General features: G+C 38.2%; 18 protein-coding genes and 1 pseudogene. 13 read left to right on the plus strand and 6 right to left on the minus strand.

Annotated elements, in window-relative coordinates; all coding sequences use genetic code 11:
• Nucleotides 1–95: 95 nt before the first annotated feature.
• From glyQ to F981_RS02790, 6 genes and pseudogenes are all read left to right on the plus strand, one after another.
• Nucleotides 96–1,073: a glycine--tRNA ligase subunit alpha gene (gene glyQ, locus F981_RS02770; RefSeq protein ID WP_004718182.1), complete on the plus strand. Its 978-nt coding sequence runs from the start codon at nt 96–98 to the stop codon at nt 1,071–1,073.
• Nucleotides 1,073–3,142: a glycine--tRNA ligase subunit beta gene (gene glyS, locus F981_RS02775; RefSeq protein ID WP_004718183.1), complete on the plus strand. Its 2,070-nt coding sequence runs from the start codon at nt 1,073–1,075 to the stop codon at nt 3,140–3,142. Before glyQ ends, glyS begins: the two co-directional genes overlap by 1 nt.
• 2 nt (nt 3,143–3,144) lie before the next feature.
• Nucleotides 3,145–3,738, plus strand: a complete 594-nt coding sequence (locus tag F981_RS02780) for a DUF6036 family nucleotidyltransferase (protein ID WP_004718185.1) — start codon at nt 3,145–3,147, stop codon at nt 3,736–3,738.
• Between the two features lie 5 nt (nt 3,739–3,743).
• Entirely contained in the window at nt 3,744–4,133 is a 390-nt protein-coding gene (locus tag F981_RS02785; RefSeq protein ID WP_004718187.1) for a hypothetical protein, read from the plus strand.
• Nucleotides 4,134–4,192: 59 nt separating this feature from the next.
• Nucleotides 4,193–4,285 (plus strand): annotated as a pseudogene (locus tag F981_RS24410) (hypothetical protein); the annotation flags it as partial.
• A 171-nt stretch (nt 4,286–4,456) separates the two neighbouring features.
• On the plus strand, nt 4,457–4,840 hold the full coding sequence (locus F981_RS02790) for a hypothetical protein (protein ID WP_004718189.1): 384 nt from the start codon (nt 4,457–4,459) through the stop codon (nt 4,838–4,840).
• Between the two features lie 53 nt (nt 4,841–4,893).
• Here F981_RS02790 and F981_RS02795 read toward each other — a convergent pair whose 3' ends face one another.
• A complete protein-coding gene (locus F981_RS02795) occupies nt 4,894–5,286 on the minus strand; it encodes a hypothetical protein (RefSeq protein ID WP_035371775.1) in 393 nt (130 codons plus the stop codon).
• Between the two features lie 313 nt (nt 5,287–5,599).
• Here F981_RS02795 and F981_RS02800 point away from each other — a divergent pair, with 313 nt between their 5' ends.
• Complete coding sequence (locus tag F981_RS02800; RefSeq protein WP_004718193.1) at nt 5,600–6,313, plus strand: hypothetical protein; 714 nt, start codon at nt 5,600–5,602, stop codon at nt 6,311–6,313.
• Between the two features lie 205 nt (nt 6,314–6,518).
• Nucleotides 6,519–7,166, plus strand: coding sequence for a hypothetical protein (locus tag F981_RS02805; protein ID WP_004718194.1), 648 nt, complete (start codon nt 6,519–6,521; stop codon nt 7,164–7,166).
• 139 nt (nt 7,167–7,305) lie between these two features.
• Here the strand turns inward: F981_RS02805 and F981_RS02810 are convergent, their stop codons facing one another.
• Complete coding sequence (locus F981_RS02810; protein WP_004718196.1) at nt 7,306–8,262, minus strand: 2-hydroxyacid dehydrogenase; 957 nt, start codon at nt 8,260–8,262, stop codon at nt 7,306–7,308.
• A 33-nt stretch (nt 8,263–8,295) separates the two neighbouring features.
• Complete coding sequence (locus F981_RS02815; RefSeq protein ID WP_004718199.1) at nt 8,296–8,994, minus strand: TetR/AcrR family transcriptional regulator; 699 nt, start codon at nt 8,992–8,994, stop codon at nt 8,296–8,298.
• Between the two features lie 82 nt (nt 8,995–9,076).
• Here F981_RS02815 and F981_RS24140 point away from each other — a divergent pair, with 82 nt between their 5' ends.
• The 3 genes from F981_RS24140 to F981_RS02825 all read left to right on the plus strand — a co-directional run bounded on the left by F981_RS24140 (nt 9,077) and on the right by F981_RS02825 (nt 10,749).
• The gene (locus F981_RS24140; protein ID WP_004718201.1) at nt 9,077–9,688 is read left to right on the plus strand and encodes a fatty acid desaturase; all 612 of its coding nucleotides are present in this window, start codon (nt 9,077–9,079) and stop codon (nt 9,686–9,688) included.
• Nucleotides 9,630–10,178 carry a fatty acid desaturase gene (locus tag F981_RS24145; RefSeq protein WP_004718202.1) on the plus strand — a complete coding sequence of 183 codons (549 nt, stop codon included), beginning with the start codon at nt 9,630–9,632 and terminating at the stop codon, nt 10,176–10,178. The genes F981_RS24140 and F981_RS24145 overlap by 59 nt, the downstream gene beginning before the upstream one ends.
• Before the next feature lie 127 nt (nt 10,179–10,305).
• The gene (locus tag F981_RS02825; RefSeq protein ID WP_004718204.1) at nt 10,306–10,749 is read left to right on the plus strand and encodes a hypothetical protein; all 444 of its coding nucleotides are present in this window, start codon (nt 10,306–10,308) and stop codon (nt 10,747–10,749) included.
• 77 nt (nt 10,750–10,826) lie between these two features.
• Here the strand turns inward: F981_RS02825 and F981_RS02830 are convergent, their stop codons facing one another.
• Nucleotides 10,827–12,116 carry a hypothetical protein gene (locus tag F981_RS02830; protein ID WP_004718207.1) on the minus strand — a complete coding sequence of 430 codons (1,290 nt, stop codon included), beginning with the start codon at nt 12,114–12,116 and terminating at the stop codon, nt 10,827–10,829.
• A gap of 89 nt (nt 12,117–12,205) precedes the next feature.
• Here F981_RS02830 and F981_RS02835 point away from each other — a divergent pair, with 89 nt between their 5' ends.
• Both F981_RS02835 and F981_RS02840 read left to right on the plus strand, forming a co-directional pair.
• Nucleotides 12,206–12,982, plus strand: coding sequence for a class I SAM-dependent methyltransferase (locus F981_RS02835; RefSeq protein ID WP_004718209.1), 777 nt, complete (start codon nt 12,206–12,208; stop codon nt 12,980–12,982).
• 29 nt (nt 12,983–13,011) lie between these two features.
• Nucleotides 13,012–13,569, plus strand: coding sequence for a hypothetical protein (locus tag F981_RS02840; protein ID WP_004718211.1), 558 nt, complete (start codon nt 13,012–13,014; stop codon nt 13,567–13,569).
• A 94-nt stretch (nt 13,570–13,663) separates the two neighbouring features.
• On the opposite strand, the gene F981_RS02845 is transcribed toward F981_RS02840, so the two are convergent.
• Together F981_RS02845 and F981_RS02850 are read right to left on the minus strand one after the other, a co-directional pair.
• Entirely contained in the window at nt 13,664–14,071 is a 408-nt protein-coding gene (locus F981_RS02845; RefSeq protein WP_004718213.1) for a protease inhibitor I42 family protein, read from the minus strand.
• A gap of 79 nt (nt 14,072–14,150) precedes the next feature.
• A complete protein-coding gene (locus F981_RS02850) occupies nt 14,151–14,741 on the minus strand; it encodes a hypothetical protein (protein WP_004718214.1) in 591 nt (196 codons plus the stop codon).
• Nucleotides 14,742–14,891 lie beyond the last annotated feature (150 nt).

Here is a 14,891-nt window from a genome sequence, read left to right on the forward strand (position 1 = left end):
ATAAGAATCAATATTTATAGACTAACCTTTGCCACACCTCCCCAAAATCCTTATACTTAGAACCAATTTTTTCTAATACTTATAGTGGATGCTGCATGAGTCGCGCCATATCGCATATTGATACATTCCAAGGCTTAATTCTTGCCTTACAAAACTACTGGGCTGAACAAGGTTGTGTGGTGTTACAACCTTACGATATGGAAATGGGCGCAGGGACATTTCACACTGCAACATTCTTACGTGCGCTTGGGCCAGAAACATGGAACGCAGCATACGTTCAACCCTCACGTCGTCCTAAAGACGGTCGTTATGGTGAAAACCCAAACCGTTTACAACACTACTATCAATTCCAAGTGGTGCTTAAACCGAACCCTGACAATATCCAACAACTGTATCTAGACTCTTTAGAAGCGATTGGTATTGACACGCTTACACATGACATTCGTTTTGTAGAAGACAACTGGGAATCTCCAACATTGGGCGCTTGGGGCTTAGGTTGGGAAGTGTGGTTAAACGGTATGGAAGTGACTCAGTTTACTTACTTCCAACAAGTCGGTGGGGTTGAATGCTACCCAGTCACAGGTGAAATCACTTACGGTCTTGAACGTCTGGCAATGTACTTGCAAGGTGTCGATTCAGTTTATGATTTGGTTTGGACCAAAGGTCAATTTGGTACAGTCACCTACGGTGATGTGTTCCATCAAAATGAAGTAGAGCAATCAACTTATAACTTTGAATATGCCAACGTTGAAAAAATGTTTGAACTCTTCGATTTTTATGAAGCTGAAGCAACCCGTTTAATGGAAGCGGAACTCCCACTTCCAGCATATGAGCAAGTCATCAAAGCATCACACAGCTTTAACTTACTCGATGCACGTGGTGCTATTTCTGTCACTGAGCGTCAACGTTATATTTTACGTGTGCGTACTTTGGCACGCTCTATTGCACAAAGCTATGTGGCTGCTCGTGCCAAACTCGGTTTCCCAATGGCTGAACCGCATTTACGTGACGAAGTGCTTGCACAGTTAAAGGCACAAGTTGAAGCAGAAGCAAAAGCTGAGGAGAATAAATAATGTCTAAACATACAGTTTTATTCGAACTTGGCTGTGAAGAATTACCGCCTAAAAGCTTAAAGACCTTACGTGATGCATTACAAGCTGAAACGGTTAAAGGTTTAAAAGACGCAGGTTTGGCATTTGATTCAATTGAAGCTTATGCAGCACCACGTCGTTTGGCATTAAAAATTGTCAATGTTGATGGTGCACAAGCAGACACTCAAAAGCGTTTTGATGGTCCTGCCCTACAAGCTGCTTATGATGCAGAAGGCAAACCAACCAAAGCCTTAGAAGGCTTTATGCGTGGTCAAGGCATTACTGCGGATCAAGTATCAACTTTCCAAGCAGGTAAAGTTGAAAAAGTTTGTTATTTAAAAGATGTGAAAGGTCAAAGTCTTGACGCTTTACTTCCACAAATTTTACAAACAGCATTGGATAATTTACCCATCGCAAAACGTATGCGCTCTGCGGCAAGCCGTACTGAATTTGTTCGTCCAGTGAAATGGGTCGTCTTGTTAAAAGACAATGATGTGATTGATGCAACGATTCAGGATCATAAAGCGGGCAATCTGACCTATGGTCACCGTTTCCATGCCCCTGAAGCGATTTCATTAACAAACTCAGATGATTATTTGCCGAAATTAAAAGCAGCACATGTCGTAGCTTCTTTTGAAGAGCGTCAAGCAATCATTGACCAACAAGTTAAAGCTTTGGCTGATGAAGTCAATGCGATTGCCATCGTTCCTGCTGACCTACGTGATGAAGTGACTGCATTGGTTGAATGGCCTGTTGCGCTACGTGCAAGCTTTGAAGAACGTTTCCTTGCTGTACCTCAAGAAGCTTTGATTACCACGATGCAAGACAACCAGAAGTATTTCTGTTTGGTCAATGCAGCACATAAATTACAGCCTTATTTCATTACTGTTTCCAATATTGAGTCTAAAGATCCAACTCAAATCATTGAAGGCAATGAAAAAGTTGTACGTCCTCGTTTGTCTGATGCAGAGTTTTTCTTCTTACAAGATCAAAAGCAACCACTTGCTTCTCGTAAAGAAAAATTAGCCAATATGGTCTTCCAAGCACAATTGGGCACACTTTGGAACAAGTCTGAACGTATTGCAAAATTGGCTGTGGCGTTATCTGCAATCACAGGTGCAAATTCTGTAGATGCTGAAAAAGCTGCACTGCTTGCAAAATGTGACTTAACTTCAGAGTTAGTTGGAGAATTCCCTGAACTTCAAGGGATCGCGGGAACTTATTACGCACGTATTGAAGGCGAAAACGACGAAGTTGCTGAAGCTTTAGGTGAACAATATTTACCTAAGTTCGCTGGTGATGTTCTACCAAAAACAAAAACAGGTACAACCATTGCCCTTGCTGATCGTTTAGATACCCTCACAGGTATTTTCGGGATTGGTCAAGCACCGACAGGTTCGAAAGATCCATTTGCTTTACGTCGTTCTGCGATTGGTATCTTACGTTTGGTGACTGAAAATAATCTTGATGTTTCGATTGAAGAACTGATCAATCTTGCTTTGGCTGCTTATGGCGATGTATTGAAAGATCATGCGAAGACTTTAGCCGATGCTGTCGCATTCCTTGAAGGTCGTTACCGTGCTAAGTACGAAGACCAAGGTGTTGCCGTTGATGTGATTCAGGCTGTTCAAGCACTTTCTCCAAAATCTCCACTTGATTTTGATAAGCGTGTGACGGCGGTAAATCATTTCCGTGACTTGCCAGAAGCTGCTGCTTTGGCTGCTGCCAATAAGCGTGTTGCCAATATCTTGGCAAAAGAAGCTGTACCTACAGGTGAGATTGTTGAAGCTAAATTGCTTGAAGATGCTGAAAAGGCGCTATATACCGAAATTCAAAATATCAAACCTGCAGTTCAACCACTTTTGGACGCGAAAGACTACACCACTGCGCTTTCTAAGTTGGCTGCGCTTCGTGCACCGATTGATGCATTCTTTGAGAATGTGATGGTCATGGCAGATGATGCAGAACTCAAAGCAAACCGTTTACGTTTACTTGCACAGTTACGTGACTTGTTTACAAGCGTTGCAGATATTTCGGTGTTACAGCACTAAGTATGACGATCTATAGTAATTCTCCAATTACTATCGCTATTCTCAAGCTCTTTCAAGAGCTTGAGAATTACATATCCAAAAATCATAAGAATCTACCTAATGGCGCTGTAAAAGCATTTATTTTTGGTGGTTGTGCATTTCATATTCATACCAATGCTCGTGGTAGCAATGATATAGATGCTGAAATTCAGGCAATCCAGCAATTAAAGAAACACGATATAGTTTTGTTTTTAGAAAATAATGACGTTGAATATTTAGATGATAATAATCTTGAAACTAATTTAGAGTTTGATCGTAGTTTTAACACCAGCCTTGCATCTGTCGACCCTGACTATCCTGAAAGAGCGATTCCTTTAGTTGCCAATAGCATTGTTGAAGTTTATTTAGTATCCGGTTTAGATTTAGCCATTTCAAAACTTGCTCGTTTATCTGATAGAGATATCGAAGACATCAAAAAATTATACCTTAATGGTAAGTTTTCTCTTGAAGCGTTTAAAAAATCAGCGAATAATGCTGAAATGTACTATGCGACTCCTGAACAATTACACTCGAATATTCAATATATCGTGTCAATCCTTTCGGAGTTAAGAGGTTAACTCATATGATGAATCAGGTAGAGTTTGAACATGCTTTGAATACGTTGTTAAAACAACCATTATCATCGGCAACATTTAGTGAAGTGAAACCAGTTGCTGAAGCTTTACTCTATTCAGAGCTTTTACCTTCTATAACAAATAATCTAAGTACACTTGAAACACGCCGTTTAGTTTTCTTACTTGAAAAATTTAGACGCTATTCGTGTTCTAGCGTGTCTCGTAGACAACAGTTAAAGTCTTTTTCAAATGATTTGTCTTTACAGACCACTCATCTTGACTCAAGCCACTTGGTTGATCCTTTAGCGCAAAGATTTGGTTTAGATGAAGATTTAAATCATTTAAAATCACAATTACTCACACTTCAAACACGCCATTATCATCAAGAGCATGGGTAAAAATCATTTGTTCTGTTGTCTTTTACGTTAGGCGACGAATACGTTCTTTGAGAATCAGGGATTCAGAGTTGGGAGCAAACCGTTTACGTTTACTTGCACAGTTACGTGACTTGTTTACAAGTGTTGCGGATATTTCGGTGTTACAGCACTAAGTAGAAACATAAATTATAACCCGCTTTCGAGCGGGTTTATTTTTAGTTTTTGCTTTCCAAAACGCATAAATAAATGAAAACATAACAATAAAAATTAACAATCTAAAACTAAATATTCCCAATACATTGTATAGACTCAATTGATCAAGTTAAGTTTAAGATCAAAAGCATATGAATTCTAAAATATTATTATCTGTACCTTTAATCGCGATCGCCCTCACCGCCTGCTCAACTACACCCACCAATCAAAACACTCCAACTGTTTTAGAACAACATAAAAACATCTCTGCTGAACCAAGCACAAAACATAACCTTGCCAAACTCATCAAACAAACAGACAACTGTGTCATCGAATTTACTGGCAACTTTGAAACGGGCAAAGCCACAGAACATTGGATTTTTAAAGGTGATCAGCTCATCTCTGCATTTTCAAATGTAGATGCTGAAGTCGAAAATAAACAAACCGTTTTTGACCCAAAAGATGCTGAAAATCTTAAAAACTTCAACTCACTTAAAAACAACTTTAAAGCATCAAATCTGGAAAAATGTAATTAATCTCAGCACTTCACTTTGATACGTCGTCGAAGCTAAAAGGGCTAAATGCAAAATTATTTCGCTCTTTTAGCCACATAAATCACGGGATAAATCCAAACAAGGACGCCAATGAGTCCAATCGCAGCAAATATGAAACTATTTGGGAGGTAATGATTAAACCAATAATAAATTGGATTTAAACCCAATTTAAACGAATTCATCATTGCGTAGAGTATCGCAATCATCAGCACATGAGGCAAAATCAAATGCCCAATAGATAGCTGATATTTCTTAAAATATTTTGCAAAATAAAAGCTTGGAATCAAATAAATTAAAAATACCACGCCCATAATGACCCAACCCATTATTTGATGGCTGGAAGACAGTTCATCTCCACAGCCGCAGGCAAAACTGGGTTTTAAACTCAATATAAAGGTGAGAAATATCAAGATTATTATATTTTTCATTATGATGATTAAACCAACAATTTAACCCAAAGCTTATGTCGTTTTTGTTTTAATAACAAGCTGGAAATTCTTACAGAAAATGCTTTTATCATCATTCTCATATTCTTATAAGCATCAGAATTTAAAAAGTAAAAACGCTCAATTCTCCCAAAAACATCTGGCCGTAACATTCATTCACAATTCTTACACTATTGTTAAAACTCTGTAGATAAGCTGTTGCTGTTTTATCTCAAAGGCTATTTTTATACATATTTCACATTATTATAGGCAACACTCAAACTTGAACTCATTCAGGTACAGGATAAAACTAATTATGAAAATGCTTAAAACAACAGTGATCGCCACAGCACTTCTTGCCAGCTCTCCTCTTTTTGCCAATACAGATGTAAGTGCAAATGCTTCTGCTGAAGTCGGAACCAATGGAGGTATTCTTAGCAACATTGGTCAAGGTATCCATAACACAGCAGATAAAGTAGGTAATGGTCTCGAAAAAGGTGTTGATAAAACCCGTGAAGTGTCTAAAGACGCTTGGGATGGCACTAAGAATACTGCTGCTAAAGTAGGCACAGGTCTCGAAAAAGGTGTCGATAAAACCCGTGATGTATCTAAAGATGCGTGGGATGGCACTAAAAATGTAGCTGATAAAGTCGGGACTGGTGTGGAAAAAGGTGTCGATAAGACCCGTGATGTATCTAAAGATGCATGGGACGGCACTAAACATGCTGCTGATAAAGTTGGGACTGGTGTGGAAACAGGCATAGACAAAGGTAAAGTTGCGACGAAAGGTGCGTGGGAAAATACCAAAAAACTAAGTTCTGAAGCGGGTCACAACACCAAAGAAGCAGCTGTTAAAGTAAAAGACAAAACCAAATCAGCGACAAGTAAAACTTGGCAGAAAACCAAGGATTTAGTTAAACCTAAACCAGCAAATACAGGTGCAAAAGTAAATTCACAAACCCATGTGAAAACACCAGTAGGTAGCACTAAAGTCGCCGTATCTACAGACGCTAAAGTTGCTACAAAATAATTTAGATTTAATGCCCATTAAAAAAAGCTCACTTAGGTGAGCTTTTCTTATACATCTACTAGTAATTTGGTATGCAATGTATACATATGTTTTCTTGCTGTAGGATTTTTCTTTCCATTTTACTTTTTATCTAAATAAAACAGTATGATAATCCCAATTAGCACTGAGCGAATCGCTACAATCATCATAAAGGGATCAAAACATCATGAAGATGATCAAAAGTCTATGTGTGATCACTGCAATACTTGCAACACCATCACTCTATGCGCAAACCAATACTCAAAATCAGCCATATGGTGATAATCCAAATATTTTTAAAGTGTTGGCACATAAGACCGGTGAAGCTGTACAGAATACCGCTGAAAAAGTAGGTGATGCGACCGAAAAAGGGATTCAAAAAATTAAACCGTCTTTGGATGAAACCATTGAAAATACCAAAAAATATACCACTGAAAAAGCCACTGAGGCTCGTGATAGTACTCGCCAAGGCATAGATACTGCGGTAAAAAAAGTTGAGCAAACCAAAGATCGAGTGATGGGTAAAACCAATTTAAATGTTCCGATTGAACAAGGCAGCTTAAGTCAATCTTCGACCACACCCAATACGACGAATACTGTAACTGCTGCAACTACAGCAAACGTTCAAAATACGCCGATCACCACACAACCTGTTCAACCCGCAGTTCAAAATCAATTACCCAACAATGGGCAAGAAGAACCTGAAATTAAAAAACAGTCATTACCAATCGAAAACCAAGAGCGTGATGTCAACACCAATAACACAGGTTCAAAAGATACCAACTCAAGCAATACGCAAAGTTCAACAGATGATGAGGTTGGTGTACCAAGATAAGCAGCTAAACACACTTAATCCGTCGATCTCCACACCTTGCGCTACCTATGCTCAAGGTGATAGCAGTAAAACGAATATAGCTATTTAACGGTGTTTTTTTAATTGCGCCTTTTTTCATTGTGCTTTTTCACTCGGCTCTTTAGCCATTCACCTGACGAATCACTTTCCCCTGCTTAAATGCCTCAACATTTTCAAGCATTTGATTCACAATACGTTGACGTGCATCTACACTACCCCACGCACTATGCGGTGTGATAATCAGGTTTGGAATATCTTGTGCAAGTAAAACATTACCTTGTGTCGGTGGTTCAACAGAAAGCACATCTGTTGCCGCACCTGCAATTTTGCCTTGTCTTAATGCATCGGCCAAAGCCTGTTCATTAACGATACCACCGCGGGCACAATTGATTAAAAATGCAGATTTTTTCATCTTATCAAAGGCTTGGCTATCAATTAAATCACGTGTTTCATCTGTTAGAGGACAATGCAGAGAAAGAAAATCGACTTGCGCAAGCAATTCGGCAAAAGGTATTCGATCCTTATGCGTTGGTCGATTGGGTAATGATGCGACCAAAATTTTCATCCCAAAAGCTTCTGCCAACTTGGCAACCGCTTGACCAAGCTCACCATAACCAATGATGCCAAGAGTTTTCCCAGATAATTCAACAATTGGAAAATCCAGTAAGCAGAAAATTGGCGATTTGTTCCATTCGCCTTGTTTAACTGCATGCTCATATTTGAGTAAAGATGTTGCTAATGCCAACATTAACGTCAGTGTATGCTGTGCAACTGCAGATGTGCCATAGCCCTGACAATTACACACCACAATACCTTTTGATCGTGCAAAATCTAAATCAATATTGTTGGTCCCCGTGGCCGAAATCAAAATTAATTTTAAATTTTTACATTGCTCCATCGCCTCAGCATTCACAATCACTTTGTTGCTGATCACCACGTCTACATGTTGAATGCGTGCTAGAACTTGCTCTGCTGTGGTCGATGGATAAAGTATTAAGTCATCAAAAGCTGCTTTTAGCTGACTAAAATCTAAATCCTGTTTATCTAAAGATTCATAATCTAAAAATACAGCTTTCATTGCTTTTCCTTAATGATAGAGAGCCAATTTTACTTACGAAGCAGATGCTTCTGAAAAACCAAAAGAATTATTCTTTAAAGCCAATAAGTATGCATTGGTCATACGGTACGCCTCTTGAATGATGGCTTCAGAAATATAGCTTTCGTTGTAATAACCATGCTTCATACAAGTAAAAACCAATTCCATCAAAATCGTCAATGTATCAGGCTCCTGTGGTACATACTCATCCACTTTAATCATTTCCAATGCTTTTCGGACACCATGACTGACTTTTTTTAATTCTATTTGGTATTCCAGATAAGCTTGTCGGGTAAAAGGTCCACTTAAAATCAACAAGCTCGCCGTTTCAGATTCATTAAAATATTTGGCTGTGGTACGAATCATACTCTCTGAGAGTAACTGTCCGTATACTTCTATGGGTGCATTTGGGTTTTCCATCAACACTCGAACAGCAGCTTGTCCGAGTTGTTTGACTAAATCGTTTAAATGCGTCAGTGCAATATGACGAAAAATATCGTATTTCGTCGGAAAGAACTGATAAATACTGGTCCGTGGAACACCAGATGCATTGGCAATTTCAGGAATCGAAATCTTTTCAATTCCAATGGATAACAGTAACTCTTGCGTGGTTGCCAGCATCTTATCCATTCTTTTTTGGGAACGTTCTTGTTTTGGTTGGCTCACCTTTTTCGTCATTTTTTTTAAAACTGACGTTGACGTTATTTTAATCATCAGATAATCTCTCATAAAACCCAACAAATGTTGGTTTTAAAAACTTCCTTGTAGTACTACAAAAATATAGAGGAAACCGGAGATGAATTTACCCCTTTCCGATGTACAAATGTCCATACAAAGCAAAACTAAACTTTTTGCTGATCCAGAAGATGAACAACGTAGCCACCGAATTCGTAAAACAATTTTGGAAGCTGGAAATCAATTACGCGAACGTCATCCTTGGCTGGTTCAGCACCAAGACCAAATTGGCCTAGCCATCCTTGTAACAGCTGTAACAGGGATTATTTTCAATATAACACAATACACTCGTGGGAAAATGCCTTGGTATGTGGCAATTCCGCTTTCTGCATTTTGGATGTCGCTCTTACATGAACTAGAGCATGATCTTATTCACCAAATGTATTACCGTAAAAATAAAAAAATCAATGATGCCATGTTGGCAGCCGTTTACGCCTTTCGCCCAAGTACCGTGAACCCATGGATACGTCGCGAGGTACATCTACATCATCACAAATCATCGGGTACCAAAACAGATTTAGAAGAACGCGGTATTAACAATGGTGATCAATGGGGCTTAAAACGTTTGCTGATGACTGGTGACAATATGTTGGCGATCTATACGCCCCATCACCATGATGAAAACCACCAAGCGTTTTATTCATGCTCAAAAGCATTTATCCCAAGCAGATAAACTCAAATTAAAAGCAAAACTTTCTGCGAGTTATGCACCCTTTGGACATATTCATTATGCCTTATGGCATGGTTTCTTATTGATCAATGCTGCCAAATTGGCAATGAAAGCCACAGGCATAGCACAACCTAAAAATAGCTTATGGAGACTTGCAGACAAAACCACAAAGTTTTATGCCGTAAGCATTGCAGCACCAAATTTTTTACGCACTTTAAGCCTGCATTTTACCAGTTCCAATATGCATTATTATGGCGATGTTGAAGATGGCAATATCGTTCAACAGTGTCAGGTCTGGACAGATTGGCGAATGAAACCTTTACAAGCCTTTTGTTTTAACTTTGCTGGTACACATACCATTCACCATTTTGTTGTACGTGATCCATTTTATATTCGTCAAGCCATTGCCCAAGACTGCTATCCAGTGATGCAAGAAAATGGGGTTCGTTTTAATGACTTTGGGACGTTTAAACGAGCGAATCGTAGATTCTAAAATTTATAATTTTTTATTTATAACTTTTGAGTTAATGGAGGCCTCTGGTATGGGGTCTTGTTTTATATTTTAAAACACCTGATTACGCCTTATAGTGAGTTAAACAATCAGCTAAAAAGACCGCACAATGAATAGGACAGCTTATCCGTCACTTATGCTCGCTCTGCTTTGTTTTGGCTTATATTCACCAGCCTATGCAAAAGCATATGTTTTACAATCGATTAATAACTTGGATGAAGCAGAGTTTAGAAGTTCTGAGGGAAATGAATTCAAACTGATTAAATTAAATCGAGGTTGTCGTATTCAAGCTCGATATTATTTGGAGATGGAAAATCGTGTGTTTAATTATACCTTCCTTCATCAACCACCCATGAAGCAAAAACTACTCCATGCCACGCAAAAAACCTTCCGTTATCACTATAGAGACGGTGAAGAAGGTTCTCTGGCAGCAGTGACTGATGTTTATCAACATTCTAGCGAAGTCTATAAAGTCAGTGATTTAGACGTTCAAAATGAATTTAAAAAATATACAGCTTTATTTCCAATCACCTATTTAAAGCAATGTAACTAAAGCTGTATCTATCTATTTAAATGGCTCAAATGTCAAATCGTTAGACACCAAATGGTGTTTCAGCTCAACCGCTGACTTTAAGCAACCTTAAAGTGGCAAAAGTCATTTAAGCTTTCATCATCAAAACTCACCAAACCTTGAATATCACAACTCATATAAAAGTTTTTATAGGTCAATACATAAAAGTCAGTGGTTTTTTTAATCACAATTGGATTCATATCCAAAGATAACGCTTCATCTTGCTTAAATAATTTGGTTACACGGCGATCATTCATACAGATCAAATAGGTCTGCTTTTTGATCTCGACTTGTGCCAAACCATTGTTTTCAACATGCAATGGAATAATGTATTTCCCATTCACATCAATTACTTGTTGATCATAGCTTTCTAGCTTTTGTGTAATCACGTTAAATACTAAAATATTGCCAAAACTGTCTTGTAGCTGCGTTTTATCTTCAAAAGCAAAATTGACTTGAATACCCAGTTTCTGCAAATCTTGCTCATCCACTCGCTTATTGGTCAATAAAATACGCGTAATGGTCTGCTTTAAACTGGCATCAAAGAAAGTACTATCCAGTTGGATATCTGTACCTTTTAGAATTTTACCCAAAGCTTCGTTATGTGTCCCCAATAAGTGAGCAATCACGCTTCGATAATAAAATTTGCTGTTTTTCTTTACTTCACGAATCTGCTTATAAAAATAAGTTTGATCGTATTCACGTTCAATAAAATCATGTAGTAACGCAGAGTTGGCTAAAACAGCAATCGCATCATGACCAGTATACGGTAAATGTAGCGTATGCAATTGAGGGATCAATGGCTTAATTTTTAAATAATGTTCTTTATCATTTTCAAAATAAGGATCATAAACAATGATATATTCACAGTCTGCAACGATGTCTTGTGCCTGAATACGCATATCCGCATTTAATTCCGCATCGTAGAAATCTGTATAACGCTTGTCCTCAACCTCTAAAGGGTCGATAGAATATTGCGGAACCATGGCAACAACACGATTCATTTTTAAAGCTTTGGCATATTTGATTGCCGCATAGCCACCCATCGAACCGCCATAACCCACGATATTTTTAAATTGTTTTAAAATGGGATCTAAGCGCTCTAACAATGCAGCCATGCTTGAGGCAGGAAACCAAGACTTCTGTTTTGGCATAATCCCGACCACGGCATAGTTATATTTCATCAAAGACTTTTCAGCATTGATGGAAAGTCCTTTGGCTCTAGAAATCAAGTCACCAAATGACAGGACTAAAGTGTCAGAATCGCCTTGTAAATAGATTGCTCTAATATGATCATCTTCAAAAATTATTTGCTTATCCATTCGCACACCGAGCACTAGCTCTATCATTAGCTGAAATTAAATAAATAGGCGCTTGCCTATTGATTGCTTCAAGTGTCATATTTTATAGAGTCTAGTCAGATAAAAAAGCGCAAAATATGACACATTCCCTACATCCTGCTGCTCAAAAAGGCTTCAGTACTGCTGCTGAACTTTATCAACAAGTCAGACCCAATTATCCACAAGACGTGGTCAAATGGTTAAAAGAAGATTTAGCTCTAGGCCCAGATTCAAGCGTTGTTGACTTAGGTGCAGGTACTGGAAAATTTCTCCCTTACGTCAAACAAGCAACGCCCAATATTATTGCTGTCGAGCCCGTCACAGAAATGTTGGAACAATTGAAAATAGTACATCCTGATGTACAAACGCTTCAAGCAAAGAGTGATCAAATTCCGTTAGAATCCGAAAGTATTGATGCTGTTTTGTGCGCCCAGTCATTTCACTGGTTTGCCAATATTGAAACCTTGAATGAAATTCACCACATTTTAAAACCTGAGGGTCATCTTGGTTTGGTCTGGAACCAGCGCGATGAGACGATAGACTGGGTTAAAGCATTGGCAGATCTGCTCGCGACGATCGAAGGAGACACACCACGTTACCATAGTGGGCAATGGAAATTGGCGTTTGAAAATCAATTTTTATTCCAACTTGAAACAGCCAAAGTCTTTTCACAAGTACAAACTGGAACCGTGGAAAACGTGGTCAGTAAGCGCTTATTATCCACCAGTTTTATTGCAGCAATGTCTGAAGAAGAGCAATTCAAACTAAAACACAAATTCGAACATATTGTCTTGGAATATACGGGTAAACATGCGCAAGATGAAATAGACTTCCCTTATGTCACCTATGTTTATAACTTTAGGAAACTGCGCTAATCGAAACGCTTTAATGAGGAATGTTTATCATGAATTTAATACTTCGCCCTTTACTCCTTTCAGGTTTACTTACATCCGTCGTTTTCATGGCAGCATGTTCTCCTAAAGATAGTCCACAGCAAAACAATTCATCTGAACCTAAAGATGCCTCTCAAGAGATCATGGATCAATTGAAAACCAAACCGATTAAAAGCTTTCCAAGTACACCAGACGATGCTCACGATATTGCATTACTTGAAGAATATGATCAGAAATTTACCGAAAATAATAATGCTTTAGAAGCTGACCTTAAAAAACGTGCAGCTGAAGATACGCTGACCTACGAAATTGATCAGCAACTCAAACGTGATAGCATTGAATCTGCGTTGAATATGCTTAAACAACTGGATCTAAAAACTGAACAAGGTCGCTATATTCAAGGTTTAATTTATCAATTTTGGGAGAATCAAGCCAAAATCTATGACGAGAATAAACTGTCTAAAGATGGTCAATCTAAAAACTCAGCTGATGATGTAAAAGGTATGGGGGGGATGTTCACAGCCAAAGATCAACTTGATCACTGGAAACAATTGACCGATAAAAAATAAAAAACTAATGCTTTAATCTTCTCTTGTACTAGATCAAATGGCACAAGAGAAGAAACGCTAATCATGTTTGAACCAGTACAATTAAATTGAAATCCTAAGAAACCCGAATACGACAACGCCATTGTTGATCTGGTTGTTTTGAAGATTCCCATGAACGAACATGCACCAATTCAATATAATCTTGTCCTGGTTTTTCAGCTTTAAAACGGAAAGTCTTGGTGCCACCGACACCCACTGCTCCCTCTTCATTATCATTTTGCAAATAGGTTTCTTCTGTTTTAAATATTTTAAGTGGTTGTAATAACTGCCATTGATAACCTGTGCTTGGATTTTCAGGTGCATTGAATACAAGCACTTCACCCACTTTCATATCCATCAAAGTTGGGCACTTTTGTTTCAATGTATACTCATGTGTTTTACCTTCCACTGTAGGACTTGAACTTTGACAAGCGACTAAGCCCAAACTGCAAACCAACAAAGTAAAACCCACTAAACCTTTCATTTATCACACTCTTTATGATTCAAACTGGCTAAAATTATAGCAAACCTTATCATCTTCTCTGATGCGGCTCAATTTGAATTTAGATATTTTGCTTTTCCAACCACTGAATAGAATTCACCCGAATCAGTTTACACGCCCCATCACCGACACCATTCCAATCCAAAGCAGATTTCCACACCAAATCTTTATCATTCACTTGAACCAAATCACCAGTTAAACGAACTAAATCACCACGCTTTACCTGTTTGATTTGTTGAGCAATTTCAGGATTAGCAGGAATAATATGCATATTACTGACCAATTGAGTTGCCAATTGAGCAGGAATTGGTGGTCGAGCCATTTTCCAATTTAAGAAACGATCATATTGATTGATCGAAATCTGGCGGGCAATTTCAGGCTCAGTAAATAAACCACGAGTTACTGCATAATCAATTGGAGAAAATTTTGCTTGCTCATCATCCTTATATTCTTTTGAACCGAGGATCCGAAACTCCCCATGAAAAGGTTCCAAAACAGAAATCTTCTGATGTTGATCGATTGGTGCTAAACCATTGGCAATATTAAATGCTGGATTGGCTTTTGAAACTTTAGAAGAATCAGTGGATTGAAAAGCATAGACCTGAAAAGCACTCAGTGCCATCAACGCTGCACAGACTAACTTTTTACTCATATCATGCTCCTCAAACCACACTTAAAAATTGTACAAAATCTATAATCCTAGTATTAATATAAAAACTTAAAATAAAAATCGAGTTTCGGTAACAAAATACAGAGATTTCGTCCTATTTTTGTCTTATATTCAAAGCAGGCTTTGGTTAGA

It is taken from the genome of Acinetobacter guillouiae CIP 63.46 (genome assembly GCF_000368145.1).
GTDB lineage: Bacteria > Pseudomonadota > Gammaproteobacteria > Pseudomonadales > Moraxellaceae > Acinetobacter > Acinetobacter guillouiae.

What these genes read in the sequence shown, in the direction of transcription:
- F981_RS02795 (WP_035371775.1), bottom strand. Translation starts at nt 5,286, where the DNA reads ATGAAAAATATAATAATCTTGATATTTCTCACCTTTATATTGAGTTTA.
- F981_RS02790 (WP_004718189.1), top strand. Translation starts at nt 4,457, where the DNA reads ATGAATTCTAAAATATTATTATCTGTACCTTTAATCGCGATCGCCCTC.
- F981_RS02845 (WP_004718213.1), bottom strand. Translation starts at nt 14,071, where the DNA reads ATGAAAGGTTTAGTGGGTTTTACTTTGTTGGTTTGCAGTTTGGGCTTA.
- F981_RS02805 (WP_004718194.1), top strand. Translation starts at nt 6,519, where the DNA reads ATGAAGATGATCAAAAGTCTATGTGTGATCACTGCAATACTTGCAACA.
- F981_RS02840 (WP_004718211.1), top strand. Translation starts at nt 13,012, where the DNA reads ATGAATTTAATACTTCGCCCTTTACTCCTTTCAGGTTTACTTACATCC.
- F981_RS02800 (WP_004718193.1), top strand. Translation starts at nt 5,600, where the DNA reads ATGAAAATGCTTAAAACAACAGTGATCGCCACAGCACTTCTTGCCAGC.
- F981_RS02815 (WP_004718199.1), bottom strand. Translation starts at nt 8,994, where the DNA reads ATGATTAAAATAACGTCAACGTCAGTTTTAAAAAAAATGACGAAAAAG.
- F981_RS02835 (WP_004718209.1), top strand. Translation starts at nt 12,206, where the DNA reads ATGACACATTCCCTACATCCTGCTGCTCAAAAAGGCTTCAGTACTGCT.
- F981_RS02785 (WP_004718187.1), top strand. Translation starts at nt 3,744, where the DNA reads ATGATGAATCAGGTAGAGTTTGAACATGCTTTGAATACGTTGTTAAAA.
- F981_RS02830 (WP_004718207.1), bottom strand. Translation starts at nt 12,116, where the DNA reads ATGATAGAGCTAGTGCTCGGTGTGCGAATGGATAAGCAAATAATTTTT.
- F981_RS02780 (WP_004718185.1), top strand. Translation starts at nt 3,145, where the DNA reads ATGACGATCTATAGTAATTCTCCAATTACTATCGCTATTCTCAAGCTC.
- F981_RS24145 (WP_004718202.1), top strand. Translation starts at nt 9,630, where the DNA reads ATGATGAAAACCACCAAGCGTTTTATTCATGCTCAAAAGCATTTATCC.
- F981_RS02825 (WP_004718204.1), top strand. Translation starts at nt 10,306, where the DNA reads ATGAATAGGACAGCTTATCCGTCACTTATGCTCGCTCTGCTTTGTTTT.
- F981_RS02810 (WP_004718196.1), bottom strand. Translation starts at nt 8,262, where the DNA reads ATGAAAGCTGTATTTTTAGATTATGAATCTTTAGATAAACAGGATTTA.
- F981_RS02850 (WP_004718214.1), bottom strand. Translation starts at nt 14,741, where the DNA reads ATGAGTAAAAAGTTAGTCTGTGCAGCGTTGATGGCACTGAGTGCTTTT.
- F981_RS24140 (WP_004718201.1), top strand. Translation starts at nt 9,077, where the DNA reads ATGAATTTACCCCTTTCCGATGTACAAATGTCCATACAAAGCAAAACT.
- glyS (WP_004718183.1), top strand. Translation starts at nt 1,073, where the DNA reads ATGTCTAAACATACAGTTTTATTCGAACTTGGCTGTGAAGAATTACCG.
- glyQ (WP_004718182.1), top strand. Translation starts at nt 96, where the DNA reads ATGAGTCGCGCCATATCGCATATTGATACATTCCAAGGCTTAATTCTT.